21 protein-coding genes are annotated in these 20,388 nt (G+C 27.3%); 6 read left to right on the top strand and 15 right to left on the bottom strand.

The features are described from left to right. Positions 1 to 41: 41 nt before the first annotated feature. The 4 genes from selD to J3E06_RS06470 form a co-directional block, all read right to left on the bottom strand. Entirely contained in the window at positions 42 to 1,163 is a 1,122-nt protein-coding gene (gene selD, locus J3E06_RS06485; RefSeq protein ID WP_013179816.1) for a selenide, water dikinase SelD, read from the bottom strand. A gap of 244 nt (positions 1,164 to 1,407) precedes the next feature. Then, positions 1,408 to 1,992, bottom strand: a complete 585-nt coding sequence (locus J3E06_RS06480; RefSeq protein ID WP_013179815.1) for a pyruvate kinase alpha/beta domain-containing protein — start codon at positions 1,990 to 1,992, stop codon at positions 1,408 to 1,410. Between the two features lie 87 nt (positions 1,993 to 2,079). Continuing rightward, on the bottom strand, positions 2,080 to 3,090 hold the full coding sequence (gene rnz, locus J3E06_RS06475; protein ID WP_013179814.1) for a ribonuclease Z: 1,011 nt from the start codon (positions 3,088 to 3,090) through the stop codon (positions 2,080 to 2,082). Positions 3,091 to 3,233: 143 nt separating this feature from the next. Then, positions 3,234 to 3,848: an MBL fold metallo-hydrolase gene (locus J3E06_RS06470; protein WP_013179813.1), complete on the bottom strand. Its 615-nt coding sequence runs from the start codon at positions 3,846 to 3,848 to the stop codon at positions 3,234 to 3,236. 303 nt (positions 3,849 to 4,151) lie between these two features. On the opposite strand from J3E06_RS06470, the gene J3E06_RS06465 reads away from it, so the two are divergent. Continuing rightward, positions 4,152 to 5,048, top strand: coding sequence for an RlmE family RNA methyltransferase (locus J3E06_RS06465; protein WP_013179812.1), 897 nt, complete (start codon positions 4,152 to 4,154; stop codon positions 5,046 to 5,048). Between the two features lie 102 nt (positions 5,049 to 5,150). Here the strand turns inward: J3E06_RS06465 and J3E06_RS06460 are convergent, their stop codons facing one another. From J3E06_RS06460 to J3E06_RS06445, 4 genes are all read right to left on the bottom strand, one after another. Next, positions 5,151 to 6,578, bottom strand: coding sequence for an MATE family efflux transporter (locus J3E06_RS06460; protein ID WP_013179811.1), 1,428 nt, complete (start codon positions 6,576 to 6,578; stop codon positions 5,151 to 5,153). Between the two features lie 142 nt (positions 6,579 to 6,720). Next, positions 6,721 to 7,284 carry a hypothetical protein gene (locus J3E06_RS06455; RefSeq protein WP_013179810.1) on the bottom strand — a complete coding sequence of 188 codons (564 nt, stop codon included), beginning with the start codon at positions 7,282 to 7,284 and terminating at the stop codon, positions 6,721 to 6,723. A 211-nt stretch (positions 7,285 to 7,495) separates the two neighbouring features. Further along, positions 7,496 to 8,359, bottom strand: coding sequence for a succinate--CoA ligase subunit alpha (gene sucD, locus J3E06_RS06450; RefSeq protein ID WP_013179809.1), 864 nt, complete (start codon positions 8,357 to 8,359; stop codon positions 7,496 to 7,498). A 170-nt stretch (positions 8,360 to 8,529) separates the two neighbouring features. Next, the gene (locus J3E06_RS06445) at positions 8,530 to 9,462 is read right to left on the bottom strand and encodes an EF-Tu/IF-2/RF-3 family GTPase (protein WP_013179808.1); all 933 of its coding nucleotides are present in this window, start codon (positions 9,460 to 9,462) and stop codon (positions 8,530 to 8,532) included. Between the two features lie 410 nt (positions 9,463 to 9,872). Between J3E06_RS06445 and J3E06_RS06440 the strand changes: the two genes are divergently transcribed. Then, complete coding sequence (locus tag J3E06_RS06440; RefSeq protein WP_013179807.1) at positions 9,873 to 10,247, top strand: 30S ribosomal protein S6e; 375 nt, start codon at positions 9,873 to 9,875, stop codon at positions 10,245 to 10,247. 195 nt (positions 10,248 to 10,442) lie between these two features. Here the strand turns inward: J3E06_RS06440 and J3E06_RS06435 are convergent, their stop codons facing one another. Then, positions 10,443 to 10,781 (bottom strand): AzlD domain-containing protein, encoded by a 339-nt coding sequence (locus J3E06_RS06435; protein WP_013179806.1) that lies wholly within the window; start codon positions 10,779 to 10,781, stop codon positions 10,443 to 10,445. Between the two features lie 175 nt (positions 10,782 to 10,956). Continuing rightward, positions 10,957 to 11,334 (bottom strand): carboxymuconolactone decarboxylase family protein, encoded by a 378-nt coding sequence (locus J3E06_RS06430; protein ID WP_048187070.1) that lies wholly within the window; start codon positions 11,332 to 11,334, stop codon positions 10,957 to 10,959. Between the two features lie 401 nt (positions 11,335 to 11,735). Here J3E06_RS06430 and J3E06_RS06425 point away from each other — a divergent pair, with 401 nt between their 5' ends. Then, positions 11,736 to 12,980, top strand: coding sequence for an aldo/keto reductase (locus J3E06_RS06425; protein ID WP_013179804.1), 1,245 nt, complete (start codon positions 11,736 to 11,738; stop codon positions 12,978 to 12,980). Between the two features lie 14 nt (positions 12,981 to 12,994). On the opposite strand, the gene J3E06_RS06420 is transcribed toward J3E06_RS06425, so the two are convergent. From J3E06_RS06420 to J3E06_RS06400, 5 genes are all read right to left on the bottom strand, one after another. Further along, the gene (locus J3E06_RS06420; RefSeq protein WP_013179803.1) at positions 12,995 to 13,507 is read right to left on the bottom strand and encodes a hypothetical protein; all 513 of its coding nucleotides are present in this window, start codon (positions 13,505 to 13,507) and stop codon (positions 12,995 to 12,997) included. A gap of 2 nt (positions 13,508 to 13,509) precedes the next feature. Then, positions 13,510 to 15,429: a hypothetical protein gene (locus J3E06_RS06415; protein ID WP_013179802.1), complete on the bottom strand. Its 1,920-nt coding sequence runs from the start codon at positions 15,427 to 15,429 to the stop codon at positions 13,510 to 13,512. A 62-nt stretch (positions 15,430 to 15,491) separates the two neighbouring features. After that, positions 15,492 to 17,222 carry a hypothetical protein gene (locus tag J3E06_RS06410; RefSeq protein ID WP_013179801.1) on the bottom strand — a complete coding sequence of 577 codons (1,731 nt, stop codon included), beginning with the start codon at positions 17,220 to 17,222 and terminating at the stop codon, positions 15,492 to 15,494. Between the two features lie 89 nt (positions 17,223 to 17,311). Then, on the bottom strand, positions 17,312 to 17,689 hold the full coding sequence (locus J3E06_RS06405; RefSeq protein ID WP_013179800.1) for a hypothetical protein: 378 nt from the start codon (positions 17,687 to 17,689) through the stop codon (positions 17,312 to 17,314). Between the two features lie 298 nt (positions 17,690 to 17,987). Further along, positions 17,988 to 18,422, bottom strand: a complete 435-nt coding sequence (locus J3E06_RS06400) for a hypothetical protein (RefSeq protein WP_013179799.1) — start codon at positions 18,420 to 18,422, stop codon at positions 17,988 to 17,990. 341 nt (positions 18,423 to 18,763) lie between these two features. Between J3E06_RS06400 and J3E06_RS06395 the strand changes: the two genes are divergently transcribed. The 3 genes from J3E06_RS06395 to J3E06_RS06385 all read left to right on the top strand — a co-directional run bounded on the left by J3E06_RS06395 (position 18,764) and on the right by J3E06_RS06385 (position 20,376). Then, positions 18,764 to 19,003: a hypothetical protein gene (locus J3E06_RS06395; protein WP_013179798.1), complete on the top strand. Its 240-nt coding sequence runs from the start codon at positions 18,764 to 18,766 to the stop codon at positions 19,001 to 19,003. A gap of 153 nt (positions 19,004 to 19,156) precedes the next feature. After that, a complete protein-coding gene (locus J3E06_RS06390; protein WP_013179797.1) occupies positions 19,157 to 19,903 on the top strand; it encodes a hypothetical protein in 747 nt (248 codons plus the stop codon). Between the two features lie 134 nt (positions 19,904 to 20,037). Further along, the gene (locus tag J3E06_RS06385) at positions 20,038 to 20,376 is read left to right on the top strand and encodes a hypothetical protein (RefSeq protein ID WP_013179796.1); all 339 of its coding nucleotides are present in this window, start codon (positions 20,038 to 20,040) and stop codon (positions 20,374 to 20,376) included. Positions 20,377 to 20,388 lie beyond the last annotated feature (12 nt).

Here is a 20,388-nt window from a genome sequence, read left to right as displayed (position 1 = left end):
ATTATTTTTAATTTGATTTGATTTGATTTTATATAATTAATTTAAACACGGATTATGTTTAAATCACCAGAAAGTTGAGCTTTTCCTTTTACTTGTTTATTTTGGATATTTTTTTTATTAATATTATTATTAATATTATTATTAATATTATTAATATTGTTATTAATTTCTTCTTCAATTTCAACAACCTTGCCCACTTTGTAGGCATAACAGTCATTTTTCTGAAGTTTATTTATTAATTTATCCGCATAGTCTGAATCTACAGAAATTAACAACCCACCGGCTGTTTCTGCACCCTTACCTGCCATTAAAGCGTGACCGAACATAGAAGCTAATTCATCAGTGCCTTTTATTATTGGTAAAGTGTCAATTAAGATATTAACGCCACTTTGTTCTGCCATTTCCTGAGAATGCCCTAAAATGCCAAAACCAGTGATATCAGTCAATGAATTAGCTACTTTTACACCCATTTCATTTTCAAACTCTCGCAATACAGTGAGTGCTTTTTTATTAGATAAAGTCATCAATTCAACCGCAAATTTGACAATTCTGTCAATTTCGGACTTATCTAAATCCACCATATCCAAATATTCGTCAGTAATACGGGATAATGCCATAGCAGTTTGATTTCCAAGCGGTTTAGTTAAAATAAGTGTGCTGTTAGGTTTAGCACCAGATTTCATTAAAACGTCTTCTTCTTTACCAACACCAGTTACGGAACCCCCTATTATTGGTACGGGGTTCAATATGGTATGCCCTCCAATAATAGATGTGCCATCATCTTTACAAAAATCCTGAAAGCCCCTTAACATTTCTCTTGCAGCTTCCAAAGGTAAAGTCATAGGTATGCCCATTATTACGAGTACTCCGACTATATCTGTAAGTCCCATTGCATAAATATCACTTGTTGAATTACAAGCAGCTATTTTACCCTGGACATATGGGTCATCTACAATGGGCGTAAATACATCAACGGTTTTAGCAATTGCCATACCATTCCGCATTATAACAGATGAATCATCGCCTAAACCCACTTTAGCATTTTTAATATCTTTTTCATCGACTATACCCTTAACAAGTACTTCAAGCTCAGTATTTGGTAATTTACAAGCTCAACCGTGTAATTCTACCATTTCTGTTAACTTAACGTCTTTTAAGCTCATTGTATCAACCCTCGTAATTGATAATTATAAAATAAAATAAATTAACTGAATAATTAATTAAGTTATCGAATATTAAAGTAAAATATCGACAAATCATAGATTCATAAATATGTAAGTTATAAAATATAATAAATAATACTATTGTAAAATTTACTATATAATCGTATTTATCTAAAAAATTAGTAATTAACGATATATTTGTAATACTAATACCCATTAGGTATTTTAATATATTTTATATCAATTATATAGTTTTCTTTTTATTTTTAGGCTTGCATAATATTTCTTTTAATTCAATATCAAAAAAATTATTCATATTTGCGGGTTTTATAATTACCGCACAATCTGAGCCTTTACTTGAGCCCCCTAAAGCAATTATATTCTTTTTAGTGGAAATATAACCCGAATCTGCCGCCATAACTGTTATTTCATAAGCTACTTTCAAACCTTGCCCAAAAGTTCGTAATGTTTCGGCGATTATCTCTACAGGACCGTATCCTCCAAATTTCTTGGATATGCCTCTTTCAACGCCACTTAAAGCGTGTGTAGCCCTTACTATATTAACGCCCTTGCTTTTTAACATATTTGCTGTTTCTTCACTCATCGGGTTTATATCTTCACCAGAAAAGCCCTGATGATAAGTTATTGAAACCACATTAATTTTTCTGTCGAGTTTTGCATCTTCAAGCATTTTTACCAATTTTAAAGCTGTTTCTCCTGTTGTAGATGCTAATACAATATCATTAAGGGTTTTATCCTCTTTTAATCTATCAATTGCACATTTTAAAGTTTTTTCAGTATTTTCCACACCAGGTTGTTCAAAATACATCATTACACCTCTTTATATCATTATATATATCATTATATTCACATATTGATATTTTATTTTTATTGTAATTTTTATGTTATTTGGGGTTTATTCTTTATCTTTAATTTTAGGTTTTATTACTTTTAATTTCTTTAAATCATATTCCAAAAAGTCTTTTGCAATTTCTAATTTAAGGGTTTTGCCGTGAAGCGTTGATTTTTCCAAATAATCATTTATTTCGGATTCATATGCCTCTAAAGACCTATATCGAGCAGATATATGTGTAATAATTAATTGTTTAACTTCGGAAATTTCTGAAATTTTTAGCGCTTCCCCAAATGTAGAGTGCATAGTCTCCAAAGCATTTTCTAAAAGCGAACTGTCAAAAGTAGCCTCGTGAACTAAAACTTTACAATTCAAATCTTTTAAAAACATTGCAAACGCATAAACTGGTCTTGTATCTCCAGAATATGCAAAAGATACCCCTTCAGTATTTTTTACGAGTACGTCTTGAGGTATTATGGTTTTTTTAACAGATTTTCCATTTTCAAATGTTTCAATTTCGACAGATTTTCCATCTTTTAAATCCTTTAATTTAGAACCTATTTCAATCCCAAGATTTTTAACCTTCGCCATATCCATTTTAGGAGCTTTTAACTCCTTAAAAATATATGCAAGCGAAGGTACTGAATGATTAGTGGGATAACAATATATTTCATAGCCATTTCCCGAGTTATTGACTGAAAGTATTTTATTTGGTTTTAATTCCAGCTCTACAACTTCAATATCATAACTAATAGAATGATAGCCTATTTTTAAAATATTTTCTACTGTTTCCGTTATTTTGGGAGGTCCAAATATTTTAAGTGGCTTTTTTCGATTAGATAAAGCCATAGATTGCAATAAACCGCCCAATCCTAATATATGGTCGCCGTGCAAGTGTGATATGAAAATGTTGTTTATTTTCATAGGCGATACGTTCGTACTCATCATTTGACGCTGAACATTTTCCCCACAATCAAATAAAAAGTATTCTCCATTATATCTCAATGCTAATCCAGTGTGTGCTCTTTCTTTCGTAGGTACAGAAGCACTTGTACCCAAAAAGGTCAATATCATCTTTATCCCATAATAGTAATTTTACTTTTAATTCTATTTTACTTTTATATTTTTATTCATTATTATCTATTATTTAATTAATCTTTATTTAGTGTTTTATTTTCTTTCTTTTTATTCTTTACCGTATTTTACATTAAATTTACTTAATCCCTATCGATTAAATTTAAATATTCATCAATTTTCAACAAACCGTTATGCCCCGTAATAATATTTTTTTTCAAATTTTTAATTTTATTTAATGATTCAGTTGCCAATTTTTCATTTTCTCGCACTTTTGGAGGTAAATTTCTAAAAATATTATTTTTAACAGGTATTGCATCACCGGCAACGACGTAATCGTCGTATACTACAGCAATACTATCCATAGTATGCCCTAATGTTTCAATAATCTCTATCCCATACCTTGAAAACTCATCTGCAAACTTTTTGTAGTTATTGTAGTTTATAATAGTTGCATTTTTGAAAAGGTTATTATTCCCAACGTGGTCAAAATGACTATGCGTATTTATCACATAATCAATTTCTTCGAATTTTAAATCCAATTCTTCGAATTTATTAATTAATAATTCTTTTTTATCTTTTGTAGATGTATCCACGACTATTTTAAGTTTTTTAAGTTTTTTAAGTTTTTTAAGTTGGTTAATATTTTCAGGCTTATTTTTTGGTTCTGCTTCGATATAAGTTATTGAAGAAGATGCAGAACTTGGTTTTAAAACGTCAGAATAAGTTATATCCCCGCCATAAATTATTTTAAGCATATTCCACCAATTTTATAATTTAAGATTATTTTATAATTTTATGTATAATTTATCTTATAATTTATCTTATAATTTATCTTATAATTTATCTTATAATTTATCTTATAATTTATCTTATAATTTTATTCGTATTATATTCATATTTATATATTATAAAACCCTAATGATTATTTTATTATCTTAAAATATATCATAATATAAGTTGTTATTTTAAATAATTACTATTTATACGTCAATATTGTATTTTATATTGTATTTTGTATAATCAACAATAACCAAAAAATTAATTTTAAAGGTGTAATTATGGGAAAAAAGGATAAAAGATGGGTATTACAAAGAAAAAGAGATTTTTATTATAATTTAGCTAAAAAAAATCAATACCGGTCAAGAGCTACATATAAATTATTTCAGCTGAATGAAAAATTCAATTTTATCAAAGAGGACAATGTCGTAATTGATTTAGGGTGTGCTCCGGGAGGTTGGCTTCAATCAGCTCGTGAAATAGTGGGCGAAGATGGTTTTGTTGTAGGTATTGACCTTCAAAAAGTTAAACCCCTTAAGTACGATAACGTAGTCGCAATTAAAGGAGATATGACCAAAGAAGAAGTTCTTAAAGAAGCGTTATCCTACTTGCCAAGAAACCCTGATGTGATAATCTGTGATGCTTCCCCTAACGTTAGTGGCGTTTGGGATGTAGACCATACTTGTTCACTCATCTTAACTACAATGGCACTTATGACGTCGACAAGAGTATTAAAAAGAGGCGGAAACTTTGTAGTTAAAGTATTCCAGGGAGATTTATTTAATAAATATACGGATTTAGTTGGAACATATTTCGATAAGGTTATTACAACAAAACCGAAAGCTTCCAGGGGAGAAAGTGCAGAAGTTTACGTTATTGGTAGAAGATTCAACGGAAAATTATTCAATTTAGAATCAGAACACCCACTCGCAAAATTGCTAAAAAATAGCCTTCAAGAATCAGGTGAACAAATTACTGAAATCAAAAAAGGAAGAAAAATTAAAATAAAAGGTAATGAAGTAATTAAACTTGAAGAAAATGTGGAAAATAAAGAACATAACAATACTGAAAATAATGATGATAGTAGCAATAATAAAAATTTAATTATTAAAAAAGATGAAAAAAATCCTGAATTATTGATAAAACACATTAGGGAAATGAGAAAAAATAAAAATTAAACCAATAATTTAAAAATAAATTTTATTATTTTATTCTTTTATTTTTATAGTATTTTATTATTTTAACATTAATTTATTGGCCTATTTTAAGTTATTAGTTTATTACTCTTCAACGTGTTTAATCTCAGATTTACTAAATTTTTTAGTATCATAAAGATGATGTTTAACAAATAATAACGATACTACCAACGCAAGATACTCTGCAATAGGCATTGCATACCATATACCTTCTAACCCATATTTAAAAGGCAATATGATTATTAAAGGTATTAAAAATATCGTAGAACGAGCCAACATTAATAATATCGATATTTTGTATTTATAAACTGATTGGAAGTACGTAATACATACTAAAGTAATACCAACAATTGCAAAATACGCAGAATGTATTTTTAACCCAAAAGCGGACGCATTTACAAATGCAGTATCTGAAGCATTAAATAATTGCACCAAAGGCTCTGCAAAAATACTTGCAATTGCAAATATTATCATTCCAAATATCAAATTTAATAAAGAAGATTTTTTAAAGATTTCCCTAACTCTATGTATTTTATCTGCACCATAATTATAACTTATAAGTGGCTGAATACCTATGGAAACGCCGTAAATTATAAAAAATGCCAAACCTGAAAGATAAGAAACCGTTCCAAACGCAGAAACTTGTAAAGGGCTACCATACGCTAAAAACTGAATATTGTGTACAAATATTAACATTGCAAACGCAAACTCGCCTAAAAACCCTGAAAAACCTGCAAGAAAGATTTTTTTAACAGTGTGGATATTTTTTAAATAATCAAGTATTTCTTCTTTTTTAGAATTATATTTATTATTTAATGACGTTTTATCTAATTTTTCAAATAATTTTAGTTTTAAATTTGATTTACCACCCAAAAAGTGCTCAAGATATATAATAAATACCACAAATTGAGACAATAATGTAGCTACTGCAGCACCCATTATTCCATAACCCAAAATTGCTATGGCAATTCCATCTAAAATTATGTTCAACACCGCTCCAGTAGCCATTGCGTACATTGCTTTTTTTGGGAATCCGTCATTCCTAACTAAACTGTCAAATGATACTGTGCTTAATGTAATTAATGCGCCATATATGAAGATACTCGAGTAATTTAAGGCTTCTGTGTAGTAAATGCCTTCTGCACCAATTACTTTTAATAAAATCTCTGTTATAGGCATTCCCGTAATTGTGATAATTGCTGAAACAATTATCATATACAAAAAGGTGGTCGAAAGAATTTTCTCAGCTTCATCTTTATTCTTCATTCCTAAATTAATAGAAATTAGAGTCGCTCCACCTAAACCGAACATAATACCTAAACCATATATTGATATTAAAAATGGCCAGGCAAAAGCTACGCTTGCAATACCATAATAACCAACATAATTACCAACAAATATGCCATCTACTATGGCGTAAATTCCATTGACCATCATCCCCATTGTGGCAGGAATTGCATATTTAATGATTAATTTGTTTATACTCTCGTTTTCAAGTTTTTTAAAATCCATAAAATCACGTGATAAAATTTAGTTTATTATTTTATATACGTAAATTATGATATATATACTTAAAGAATTAGTTATGAAAAATAGATTAAATAAAAATAAGAATAAAATAAGAATAAAATAAGAATAAAATAAGAATAAAAATTTAAAAAATTTCTTCTCTACATACAACTACAACGACATTATCCTTAAAATGATTAAATTTATTATTAAGTTCTCTTTTAATTTCTTTGGAAATTTCATCATATATTGCATATTTACAATCCCCTTTGTAATTTTCAGGGATATTTGAGTTTTCAAGCTTAATTCTAAGAATGCACTTTCCGCCAGTTTCACGAATTCCTTTTTTAATCTCAAAATTTAAAATTCCCCCATATTTATGAATAGATTCGTTTTTTTGGATATATCGTATAATATCTTCACAAATTACGTTTAAACTTGCATTACTAAATTTTTTAGGAGTTAATTTAAATATATAATTGTTTAAATGTAATCGATATAACCCCCACGATAAAACATAATAAAAATCATATAGTTTATACTCTAAATATTTGTAAAAAAAAGCAAGCATAACATAATGTAGCCCATTTGCGTCAAACCTTTTGCAAACTTGTTGAGCTTGGTAGTATATATAACGTCGATGAGTTTCACGTATCATATCTAAAAATATCAAATATAAAACAATTATTTCAATAGCCAGCGTATCCATTTATTACCCCTCAATATTTGGCGAGTAGTGCATATTATAACGATTATAAAGTAATTAAACCGTAAAATTATAAAAATATATAATTAAGTTTATAATCTTAAAAATATAGTTTTAAATATAGTTTTATAAAATTACGGAATTTATAGAAATATTATAAGAAAGATTAATTTCTTAAATTATTGAATTATTAATTTAATAATTACCTTATTTATTAAATTACTTCATTTATCAAAGTAGGAATTTCTGAAATCTTTTTGGCAACTAATGCACCAGCTTCTTCGAGTGCTTTCATTTTACTTTGTGCAGTTCCTGCCCCTTTTTCAATTATGGCACCAGCGTGTCCCATTCTTTTCCCTTCTGGTGCAGATTGTCCTGCAATATATGAAATTACAGGTTTTTTCATTTTATTAATTAATTTTTCAGCAGTTTCTTCCTCAGCAGAACCGCCAATTTCCCCTATCATAACAATTGCGTCTGTTTCGTCGTCTTTTTCAAATCTTTCCAATATTTCTATGTATCTCAAACCAATTATTGGGTCTCCACCGATTCCCACACAAGTTGATTGCCCGTGTCCATTTTGCGTTAATTGATTTGCTACTTCGTAAGTTAAAGTTCCACTTCGTGAAACCATTCCGATATTGCCCTCTTTTAAAACACTCATTGGAATGATACCCATTTTCCCAACTTTTGGGGATGCCAAACCTGGCGTATTAGGTCCTATGATATCAACACCGCATTTTTTCCCGTAATTTACAATGTCAATAGCATCTTGAACTGGTATGTGTTCTGTAATGATTGTAATTAAGTCTAAACCTGCGTCAATAGCTTCAAAAGCTGCATCTTTTGCAAAAGGAGCTGGTATAAATATTACTGAAGCGTTAGCATCGTATTCTTCCACAGTTTCTAAAACTGAATCAAAAACCGGGATTCCTTGAACGTTTTGACCTTTTTTACCAGGTGTCACCCCTGCAACAATGTTGGTATTTGTTTCCAACATATTTTTAGTATGGAATCTCCCTTGATTTCCCGTAATTCCCTGAACAATAACCCTGGTATCTTCGTTTAAAAGTATCATAAGTACACCTTGATAAATTAGTATTTGTTATTAAATCATTTATAGTATTTATTATATTATTACTTATTTCTATTCGAATAAATCCGACTTAATAAGCTATTTAAATTTTAAAAATATTAAAAATATTAAAAATATTAAAAATTATAAAAATATTAAAAATATTAAATAGATTATTCAATTTTTGAAATTCCTACGATTCTAACTTTTGCACTACCATCTAATAGTATTAAATTATCGCCTTTTTCATAAACTATTGGTTTTAATAGTTTTAATTTCAAATCGTCGCCATTTTTCTCTTCCACATTACAACTTACAGATTGTAAACCCACTACAATTTGATAACCTTCGCCTGCGTTTATTTCCTTATTCATATATGGATTCCATTTCATTGAAACCTTTAATTCGTCTGAAACGTTTAACTCATCCTTTGATAAAATCATACCACGGTCTAAATCATCTACAGAAACGCCCTTTAATGCAAGCCCTACTCTTGAACCTTTAGGAGCTCCTTTAACGTCTTTATCGTGAACTTGCATACTTTTAACCATTGCCTTCTTTGTTGTAGGGTACATTATTAAATTATCGTGAACAGCTACTTCCCCCTTGTCCACCTTACCTAATATCACAGTACCAACGCTCTTTACTGAAAAGAAATGGTCAATAGGTATTTTTTGAATTTCCTCGCCTTCGATTTCTACTTCAGGTAATGCTGCCATTTTTTCACGAATAACAATGTAATCTTTTTCGATTATCTCGAAATCTTTCATTGATGTAGCACCTAAAATTGCCTTTAACTGCTCAATATCGATATATTCGCCAGCTACGATAAAACCTCGCTTAACCCCGCACATATCGAGTGCCAATAAAGTTTCAGCAATTTCGGGCTTTAATTCGTCGATAAATACAAGTGCGTAATCAGTCATATTTATTGTATAAATTAAAGGGTGAATTCTCTCAGGGTATCTTGTAGGTTCAATATATACTACAGAATCGTCATCTTTTTTGTAATTATAAAGTGTAATGTCTGTTGAAGTTCCTTTTTTTCCGATTTCTTTTCCTGCATCTTTGAAATCTCCGTATAATCCAATTGAAACGTTTTTCATAATTTACCTCACGTAATAACATTAAATTAATTTATTAATATATTTGAAAAATCAATATTTAAATTTAATGTATAATAATGTATAAATAAAGAATTTAAGTATAATAAAGTTTTCATTATATATTAAATAATACATTAAATCATAAATAATCATATATTGTATAATTGTATACTGCGTAGTTATAGTATAATGCAAAAGTATAAAAGTAATAGTGCAATATAATAACAAGACGGGTTATTAAGAGAACATCGGAAAACACAATATATGTAGAATAACGGCTAAGGATATTAGTTATAAATTGCGGAAAAACGAATAACTAATAAAAAATATATAATTACAATAATAAACTAAATAAAATACTAAAAAATAATTAAAAATAATTAAAAATAATTAAAAATGAGCGTGATAAAATGGCATTTAAAATTGTTATTGCAGACCCTAAAGAAGGTAAAACATTCCAGAAAGAAGTTGAAAGCAGAGCATTAATCGGTAAAAAAATCGGCGACGAAATCGACGGTTCAATCGTTGAATTAGAAGGATTCAAATTAAAAATTACCGGCGGTAGTGATAAATGTGGTTTCGCAATGAGACACGACGTACACGGTAATGCAAAACAAAAAATCTTATTAAGACAAGGACCTGCTTACCACCCAAAAGATGACGGTATCAGAAGAAGAAAAAGCGTAAGAGGAAACACAATCTCATTAGACGTTGTTCAAATCAACATGAAAGTTGTTGAAGGTCCTAAAGCTTTATCAGAAGTATTCGGTGCAGATGCTGAATAATTAAAAAAATTTCTATTTTTATAATTTTATTTTTACATTTTTAAACTGTTTTAATATGTTTTTCAAAAAAGAATTAATTAATAATTATTACGTACTAATTTTTATGATATATTGTAATTTAGTATCTAAAATAATAAAATAATGAGTTTATAGATATATAAATATATAAATTTATATATCTATATATCCATATATTTATATGTTTAACATTGGTGTTAAAAAATTTTGGAAGATATATACTCCAAATATCGCCCCAAATATAACTATAATAACATTTACACGTTTGTATGCTAAAATAATAGCAATTAAACCCCCAAATGTTGCCGAAGCCATACTATTTGTAGAATATAATATATTTGGAAATATTAAAGCGCTTAAAGCACAATATGGCATATATTGAAAAAATGAATTCCAAAATGGGCTTAATTTAACATTTTTTAACAATACAATAGGCAAAACTCTTGGTATATACGTTACTATGCCCATAAATAATATGATTATTAACAATGTATATTCATCAAATGTACCAGTCATAATTAATATCCCCATACCATATAATTCATATTTTGTTTTAAATCCATATTAATAATTATTTAAGTATTATTTAAAATAATATGCCTAAAGTAAGTAATTAATAATACTAATAATAATAAAAATAATAGTAATAATAATAGGAATAATAAAAAAATAAATAACATATTCTTAGCGTTTATTCGTCGTAAAATTCATTTATCTTCTGCATTGAGCGAGTAGCCTTTGATAATACTGCCGAATTTGCAAGAGAGCCTGCAATCATTACTGCGGTCATAATTTGTTCATCGGTTAAACCCATTTTTTTACCTGCATCAATATGAAAATCTATGCAGTGCTCACAACCTAAAGCTGATACTACAGCTATCGAAATTAATTCGGCAGTTTTTGCATCAATATGTTTGTAATCATCTACCACAGCCTCATCATAGTTAACTTTAGAAGCTAAAAGCTTTGGATTATCTGCCATTTTTTCAATAATATATGGTACTCTACCATATCTCTTTTTAACCACTTTAATAATTTTATCCATATCTTTATCAGTCAATAACTCCATAATATCACCATATACGTAATATACTGCACTTTTTAGCCCCAAGTATACAAGAGCTATAAAATTAATTTATTAAATATTAATTTATTAATTAAACTAAATAAGGTAATGGATTATTAAATTATATATTATTATCGCTTAAAATTGCTTTAGTCAAAACTTGCATATGTATTCGTTAAATTAATACAATGGTGGTTATTAGGAATTTATACGTATATGAATATATGGGGATATAATAATTAGATATCTTAAATAATAATGTATATAAGCACAGTAAAGTTATAATAAATTATGTATGCAAACTAAGTAATCTAAAATTATTTAAAAATATTTAAAAATATTTAAAAATATTTAAGACATTCAACGTATACATAATCTTTATTTATACATTTAACGGTGGGAATTTGAATTATAGGACAATTAATAAAACAAAAGACGACGTATCAATTTTAGGTTTTGGAGCTATGCGTTTCCCCCTTAAAAATGGTAGGATAGATAAATTAAAAACCGAAGAAATGCTAAAATATGCCATAGATAACGGCGTTAATTTTATAGATACAGCTTTTCCATACCATTTTGGAGAAAGTGAAATATTTTTGGGAAATTTTTTATCAAAAAATCCAGAATACAAAGAAAAAATAAAATTATCTACTAAATTACCCTCCTGGGAAGTACGTAAAACAGAAGATATGGATAATTTATTAAATAAACAATTATCTAAGTTAAAAACCGATTGTATAGATTATTATTTTATACATAGCTTATCGGGAGATACTTGGAATAAACTTTTAGACTTGGGGATACTCGAGTTTTTAGACCGTATCAAAAAATCTAAAAAAGTTAAATATGTTGGATTTTCATTTCACGATAATTTAAAAGAATTTAAAAGAATAGTGGACGCATATGATTGGGATATGTGTATGGTACAATATAATTATTTAGATAGTGAAATACAGGCAGGAACTGAAGGAATATTATATGCCGGACGTAAAGGAATGGGCATATTTATAATGGAACCATTAAGAGGCGGAAATTTAGCAAATAACGTTCCTAAGGAAATAACGGAACTATTTAATGACTATAAACTCAAAGATAAAGAATTTAATAAACCTTCAGACTGGGCTTTTAAATGGGTATGGAATAATCCAAACGTTATATGTGTTTTATCCGGTATGAATACTTTAGAACAGGTTAAAAATAACATAAACTTAGCAAAAAGTATTGAAAGCCCTAATTTTTTAAACGTTGACGAATTAGAGGTTATTTCAAAAGTAAAAGAAATATTCAACAAGAGAATGAAAATAAAATGTACGAGCTGTAATTATTGTATGCCCTGTCCTGTAGGTGTTGATATACCAAGATGTTTTGAAATTTACAATTCAAAATACTTATTCGACAGCAACGCCTCCAAAATGGATGCAGATTTTAAATATACTGCACAATTAGGCGGTGTTCTTACCGAACCTAAAAACGCATCAAAATGTATTCATTGCGGAAAATGTTTAAAAGAATGCCCTCAATCATTACCAATACCCGATTTACTTGATAAAGTGGCAAAAGAATTCGAAAAACCAGGTTTTAAATACAAAGTTAAAATATTTAAAACGATTGCAAAATTACAAAAATTTGTCGAGAAGATTTTTAAATAAAATTGACTTTTTAATTAAAGGAATAAATCTTCCAAACCATTTTCTTCATTTTCTTTTGAGTTATAATTTATAATATCATACTTTATTTTCAATAATTTAGACACTGAATTAGAGATTAAATTATAATCTTTTGAATTAAATCTATTTTCTAAAAGAATTAATCCCTTATCAACCATATAATTTAATTTAACAATATCTTCTATATATTCTACGTCTAAATCAACCATTTTTAAATTATCTTCCGTACTATCGGTATTATTAGTTATATTATTATTATTTATATTATTATTTTTATTATTATTATTATTTTTATTATTATTATTATTATTATTTATATTATTATTATTATTATTATTTATATTGTCATTGGTATTATTATCCGGATAATTCCCATTATGATTCTCAATATCATTTTTTAAGCTATTTTTAGTGTTATAATTATCAATGGAATCTTTAAAATTTTCTTTAGATGAAAATGAAAAATAATCAAGCTTTAACTGTTTATATTTTCTATTTTCATCAGTCATATTTAATCTCCAAAGTATATTATGCCACATTCACAATTTAAACTATAAGGCGGTAATAATTCAGGATATTCGAAAGGTAAAAAGGATAAACCATTTACCTTAGAATGTTCATCATTTGAAATAACTATTATTCGTTTTTTCCAGTATTTTTTAATCATTGCAATGTTATAAGCCCTTAAAATATTTCTAAAGATTATATTGTACAATATATTAATTTCAATAATTTCCATACTTTCTGAATCTTCATATTGCCCATTTAAGGTTTTTGCATATGTATTAAGCTCTTTTTTAAAATTTTTAGTTATTTTATCCAATGTATCATAATCTAAAGTTTCAAATAAATTTAAAGAGTTTAATTTAGGTATTATGTATTCTAAAATTAAATTATCGCATATTTGCGACATATTATATGATAAATTAGTGTCTTTTTCTTTGTCTTTTTCTTTGTCTTTTGAAATAAAAATTTGAATTTCTTCAATTGCGTTATTTGAAATAACCTTGAATTCATCCAACAAATTAAAATAACTGCTCTTTTTAACAATTAAATCATTTTTATGATTTGTGGATTTATCGCTCTTTTCTTCCTTCTCTTTTTCAACGTAAGCATTAAAATCTATTTTTTCACAATTTTTAAAATTAACATTCGTATTCCCGTTTTCTATTTCACTTACTATATTATTTATCTCTTCAAGGTCATAATATTGCGACAATAAATTTGATTTTTCATAGGAGGCCATCATCTCACCATACTCATTACTTGGGAATATTCGTTCTATGAGTGTGGAATAATCGTGTCCGGTTTCATTTTCAGATTTTTTAAGTTCCGCCACTTCTTTTGCTTTATCTATTATTTCCGATTCAAATTCAGGGTCGGGGTTTGAAAATTTAATCCATATATCTGGGTAGCCCATTTTAGTTAATTGGTCATTAACCCATCTTTCCACATCGTCTTGATAACCTCGTATAATTCCCATTAAATTTCGATAAATTGTTCTCGAAGTGGTCAATTCCTGACCAGAAGCTTTAATAATACTTATACTTGTGCCTAATCCCATAAAAATACCTGATTCGTAATGTTCTAACATTAAACTCAATAAATCAACGGGTATGTCCTTACCTATAGAAATTGTTTCAGAATGGAATTTTTCCGGACTACAAGGTATTATTATCCTCGTACCATTCTGATAATTTGATAAACCAAGTTTAGCAGTTTTTAAAGCATTTACGTCATCAGAAACCGCTATTATAGTAGGTACAACGGATTTCTCTGCCATTTTAGGCATAATACTACAACCTAATGAATATTTATGATTAGATAACTCTTGTATGGTGTCGTGAATTGGAATTGGATTATTAAAAACCGATAAATAGATATCTGTATAATATTCGTCTGCTTCTACGTGATTCCACACATATTTAGGAGCAATTACCACATTAACATCTCCTAAATCACCATCCCACCAATTACCCTCTGCTTTTACTGCAGAATATTTCACAAAATATTCCTGCTGTTTATTCAAATATTTAAATTGATTATAAAGTTTAATTTTGTCTTTTTTTCCATAATTAGATAGATTTATATCATTATTAACCCTTAATTCAATTCCTTGGGGGTCAATTCGATTAAGCTTGTATAATATACATCTACCCCGTAATAAATAGTCAGATAATGCTTTTTTTAATTCATCTTTCTTTGAATCAATTATATTAGAAATATGGTCTATCTCCTTATTAGATAGTTTAAAGTTTGATGTAATCGTATAATTAGTAAAAACTTGTGAATATAGCTGTTTCAAAGCCATATTAACAGCTACATCTTTTGATATGTCTATAGTATGATTTCCATTTAAAATTATTGAATCTTTTTCATATTCTTTATATTTTTCGGTATTATTTTTATCGTTAACATTACCTACTATCATAGAATTCACCTCAAAATTTGTGATATTCCGTTTATCTTGATTGTCCATAAATTCAAATTTAATCACAAAATTGTAATTTCATAACTATCAGAATGTTTAGCATCGTCAAATATTTCATCTAATACTTCAGACGGTATATATTTAGAATTAGACATATAACAATTGTAAACAGAAGGAATTACGCAATCTGCAAGGTCTGGACTATTTTTACCATAATATATTACTTTATTTTCATTAATTTGATGTTGTATTATCTGTAAAAATAATTTTTCCCAAATATCTTCCCTACAATTTATTAAAAGTTCATTATTTTCCACTAATTGTTGAAAAACTTTCCAATTTTCAATATTTTTTGAAATTCTTTTCCCACCAAATTTTTGTATAAAAGCTTGACTATTAAATTGGTCAAAACTTAATTTTAAAGAAAAATTATTCTTTAAATAAGTTATAAAAGTTTCTAAAGAGTTATAATCAACTATATGATTATTTGTAGGCTTTAATTCAATTATATTTGCCACATTTACGGTTTTATGTTCTTTGTCATAATACGACAGTGCAATTCCTGTGCTATCGTGTTTGATTGATAGGTCAAAATGTACGTAAAGGTCATTGTTTTTAATTATATCATTGTTCAGCCTTTTAAAATCTAATTTAACCTTCCCTTCGGTGTCGTCATAAATTGGATTCCAACTAAAAATCGACGTACATTTTTGATTATTTTTTTGATTATTTTTTTGAGTAATCTGTTGAGTAATCTGTTGATTAATTTTTGAATTTAAATTATTTACTTGACAATTTTTCAATTTATCGGCATTTATAAAGTAATTGCTTAATTCAGGAGGTTTACACTCGTACATTTTTTTAGCAAGCACTCCATTGCGTTTATAATCATCTTCGAAATCAAATTTACTACGATGAGAGTTTACCTCCCACGTAGCTCCTTTAAAACTAAATACATCGTCTATACCCAAATTTTCAGAGTAAATTTTATAGCCTATGTCATCTAACGGGTTAGGGGTGGGAAAACGTGTCCAGCTAATTAATATAACCTTTCCATCCTTTCCCCATCTCGTTTGAACCGAAGATTTAGCTTGATAGAATATTTTCTCGGCATTCATAAAGTTTTCATCGGAAATCTCATCAATTACAATACATTTTGGATTTGTACCCTCAAAACTCGCAGAACGGCTGTGTCCACTCGTTATTTTAACCAAATCACCTATTTTAATAAATGTATTGTTAATTTTTATAGGCGATTTTTCACTGTTTTTAAACAATTTCCAAAGCTTACACCTACTAAACCATTGTTTAAACTCCCTAAAGAATACATTATGTGCCAAATCTGCGTTAGGAGCTATATTTATAAAATCTACTCTTGTATAAGGTATATCAGTCAATATTAAATCTATGAGTTCGTCATTAAATAATAATGAAGTCATAAAGTCTTTACCTCCACCCTTGCCCACTAAAACGGTGCTTAAATAGTTTTTTTTCATTTTTTTTAGTATTTCAGCTTGTTTTGGAGTAATTGTATTTAAATTCAAAAGATATTTACATCGTGTAATTATATCCATATTTTTAATCTTTTCAACAAAATCATCAAAAAATTCTTTGAAAATTTTTCTAAAAACTTCCTTAAAATATTTAGATTTAGTTTTAGATTTAGTTTTTGTTGTAAGGTTAAAATTATAATTTTTCAAATTAATACCTATTTCAGCGCCTAATTTAAAAAATTCTTGTATATCAAACGTTTTAGTAGATATTGCATAGTTTATTAAGCTTTTTAGATACATATTTCCCACCGATAACTTACCAAATTTGCAAATTAAAGATTAAGAGGTTAATTTTTGCCAAATAATTAAGATTATGTATATAACACATTTTAAGATTTACAGATGATATCTGCAATAACTTGCAAATCAAGCGTTTTATTAAATAATACGGTATGATATATATAAAAACTTAAAATTTGAACCATATAGGTATATTCTAATTCATTGAGCTGATTTTTGCATAATAAATCGTGAATTGCATCTAACAAAGTTAAATAATTTAATTCTCCGTCAACTGTGTGATTTCCAAATAAATCATCTAAAATTTTAATTAAGCTGATTTTACGTTCTCTTTGCAATATATCATCGGGATAATCTACACATGGAAAAACGTCCTCTTTAAATTTTTTTAAAGCTTTTTCAGATAAATCTTTGGATTTTGTACTTTCTAAATCTTTTAAATAAGTTTTACTATTAAACAGTGCCATATTACACCCCATTTACTACTTAATCCATTTTTTTATTTTAATCCATTTTAATAGCCGGTCAACCAATTAACCAAACAACAAATCTATTATTAAGTCTATGAAAAATTTTAACAAAGGCGTTAAAACTATGCTAAATCCATAATACCTAAAAATATAGATTGTTGACTCTTCAAAACCTTTTTTAAGTATATTTTTAAGTATATTTTTAAATATTATTGTTGAAAAAAATTCAAAAAATTCAAAAAATACCAGTGATATTGAAAGATATTTCAAGGAAAATTTATTTTTTGAATTTCCCTTAATTTTGAGTACTGGGGGATTTGTAGCTTCCCATAGGTTTTATTTTTATAACTTTAGATTGATTTGGAAATTCAACCTTTTTAGAGCTCAAAAACATAACTAATGGCTTGTAAAATGCGTTATTAAATATTTTAGTATTTTCCCCGTATTTATTGTTTTTTAGAATTTTTAAGCAATTTATTTGCATAATTTTAATAAAATTAATTATTTTATCAAAATAAATTAAACCATATACGAATAAATTGATTATGAAAAAATTTAAGAACAATTTAAAGTTATTTGAATATATAGAATATGAAATAATTGTTAAATTTATTAAAATTTGATATGCAACATTTTTAGATACATTGTTTTTCACAGAATTAGTCTTTGTATACATGCCCAGATATTTATCTTTTTGATTATGCTGATTAACATTATTTTTATTATTCATCATATCCCCCGTAGTTTAATAAATCTAATCCAAAATATAAAAATAAATATAAAAATAAATACAATTTAACCTTTTTTTAGGATTTAAATGTAATTATTTAAGATATATATGGTTTAAATTAGTATATATTCTTTATTTCGTAATTAAGAAATATAGCGAGCAGTTTTTAAAAATAAAATAGTAAACTATAAAGAGTCTTCGGTTATCTTTTCAAATGTTATCTTGATTTATGAGTTCGTCAACTCATCTATTGATTGAGATAACGCATATCAATTAAATTAAATTAAAATCAAATAAATCAAATAATAAATACCAAATAATAAAATAGATTAAGGGATAAAATGGCGTTATTTAGTAAAAAAGACGATGGAACCGAAATAAAATCAAATGCAAGAGACATTGTAAGGTCTATAGCCAGAGATGAAGCTGAAAATATGAAAAAAGACCTTAAATTTGAAGCAATTCAAAAAGAAGTTATGGAACTTAAAATGAACAAAATTGCAACAGATGTTGTTGAAAAAGACAACATATATGAAGAGTTAAAAGACTTAAAAAGCAAAAACTCAAATGTTAGAGTCTAAAATTTCAAAATTAGAGGGTAAAATTGATATAATTGTAAAAATACTTTAAAAATTTAATTTACGACCCTCTTACTAAATTTTCACATTTAAACATAATATAATACCCATAATAAAATTAAAAAATATAAAAATTAACTAAAATCAGGTAATAATATGAAAAAATTATTCTTGCCAGTTTTGAATATAACAAATTTAGACGGGTTTGAAATAACTGAAGAATGGTTATCAAAGAATTATGAAACATTAAAGGGTAAACCGGTAAATGTTGACCATAATTACGATAAAAATAGTAATTATGCAGTAGGTCATGTCTCTGAGATAATACTTTCAAAAACTAATGAACTTTATGCAGTTGTTGAAGTTTTTGAGGAAATTTATGAGCTTAAAAATAATTTAAGAGGCTGTTCGATTGAATACAATGAAAATACATCTGGTGAAGAAGGTATTATACGAGCATTAGCATTGTGCTTCGAAACAACTCCAAAAGTAGAGTTTGCTAAATCCAATGGAAATATTGACGTTGCTGAGCTATTAGCATCTATTAAAAATGAAATTAATGAAATTAATGAAATTAATTGTGAAAATTCTAATTCAATGACTAATTTTGAAGAACCAGGTGATAAATTAGATGTTATAATTTCTGAAATTGGACTTTTAAAAGATTTTTGCAATAAAAATAATTCTTTGTTGAAAATGATTATAAAAAAATCCGATGAAAAAAATGAAATTATGGCATCAATGTATTTTAATAATTTTGACAAACCTTTTGATGAATCAAATGATGAATCTTTCAGTAGGATTAGTAAAAACAGTTTAAAATCTTTTAAAAATAATATAAAAGATGAAAATATACCAAATCCCAATAATAAAAGTTTAAAATCTTTTAATATAGATTTTTAAGTCAAAAAATTGTTAAAATACCATTAACAACCTTAATAACATCCTTAATATTTAGAAATTAATTTATTATCACAAAATATTAATGATTAATATTTAGTCGTTATTACGTATAAAATCAATTTAAAGGTGATATTGTGAATGTAATTTCCGTAAAATTGGCTGAAAGCATTGAACCTAATACTTTTGTCACCATTGGTCAAACTGGCGTATTAAAAGCCAGTGGGGCAGATATAATCGGCGTATTATCTAATGAAGGTTGTTATGATACCAAAACCAACAAATTAGAAGCTGAATCTATTGGAAACATATTTGTATTGGGCGTTCAGCGTGTTAAAACTAATGAAGCCTCGTTAATACAAAGTGGCGATTATGTGATAGCAGGTACTGAAGGCTACGCAATAAAATCAGGTACGGCTACAGGTTTCAAAGTTATGCGAGTTTCAGGTAATTATGTAGACGTATTACTAAGATAATCAAAAATAGAC

It is taken from the genome of Methanococcus voltae (assembly GCF_024807655.1).
GTDB lineage: Archaea > AGJL01 > Methanococci > Methanococcales > Methanococcaceae > Methanococcus > Methanococcus voltae_D.
This window is presented reverse-complemented; position numbering and strand designations above follow the sequence as displayed.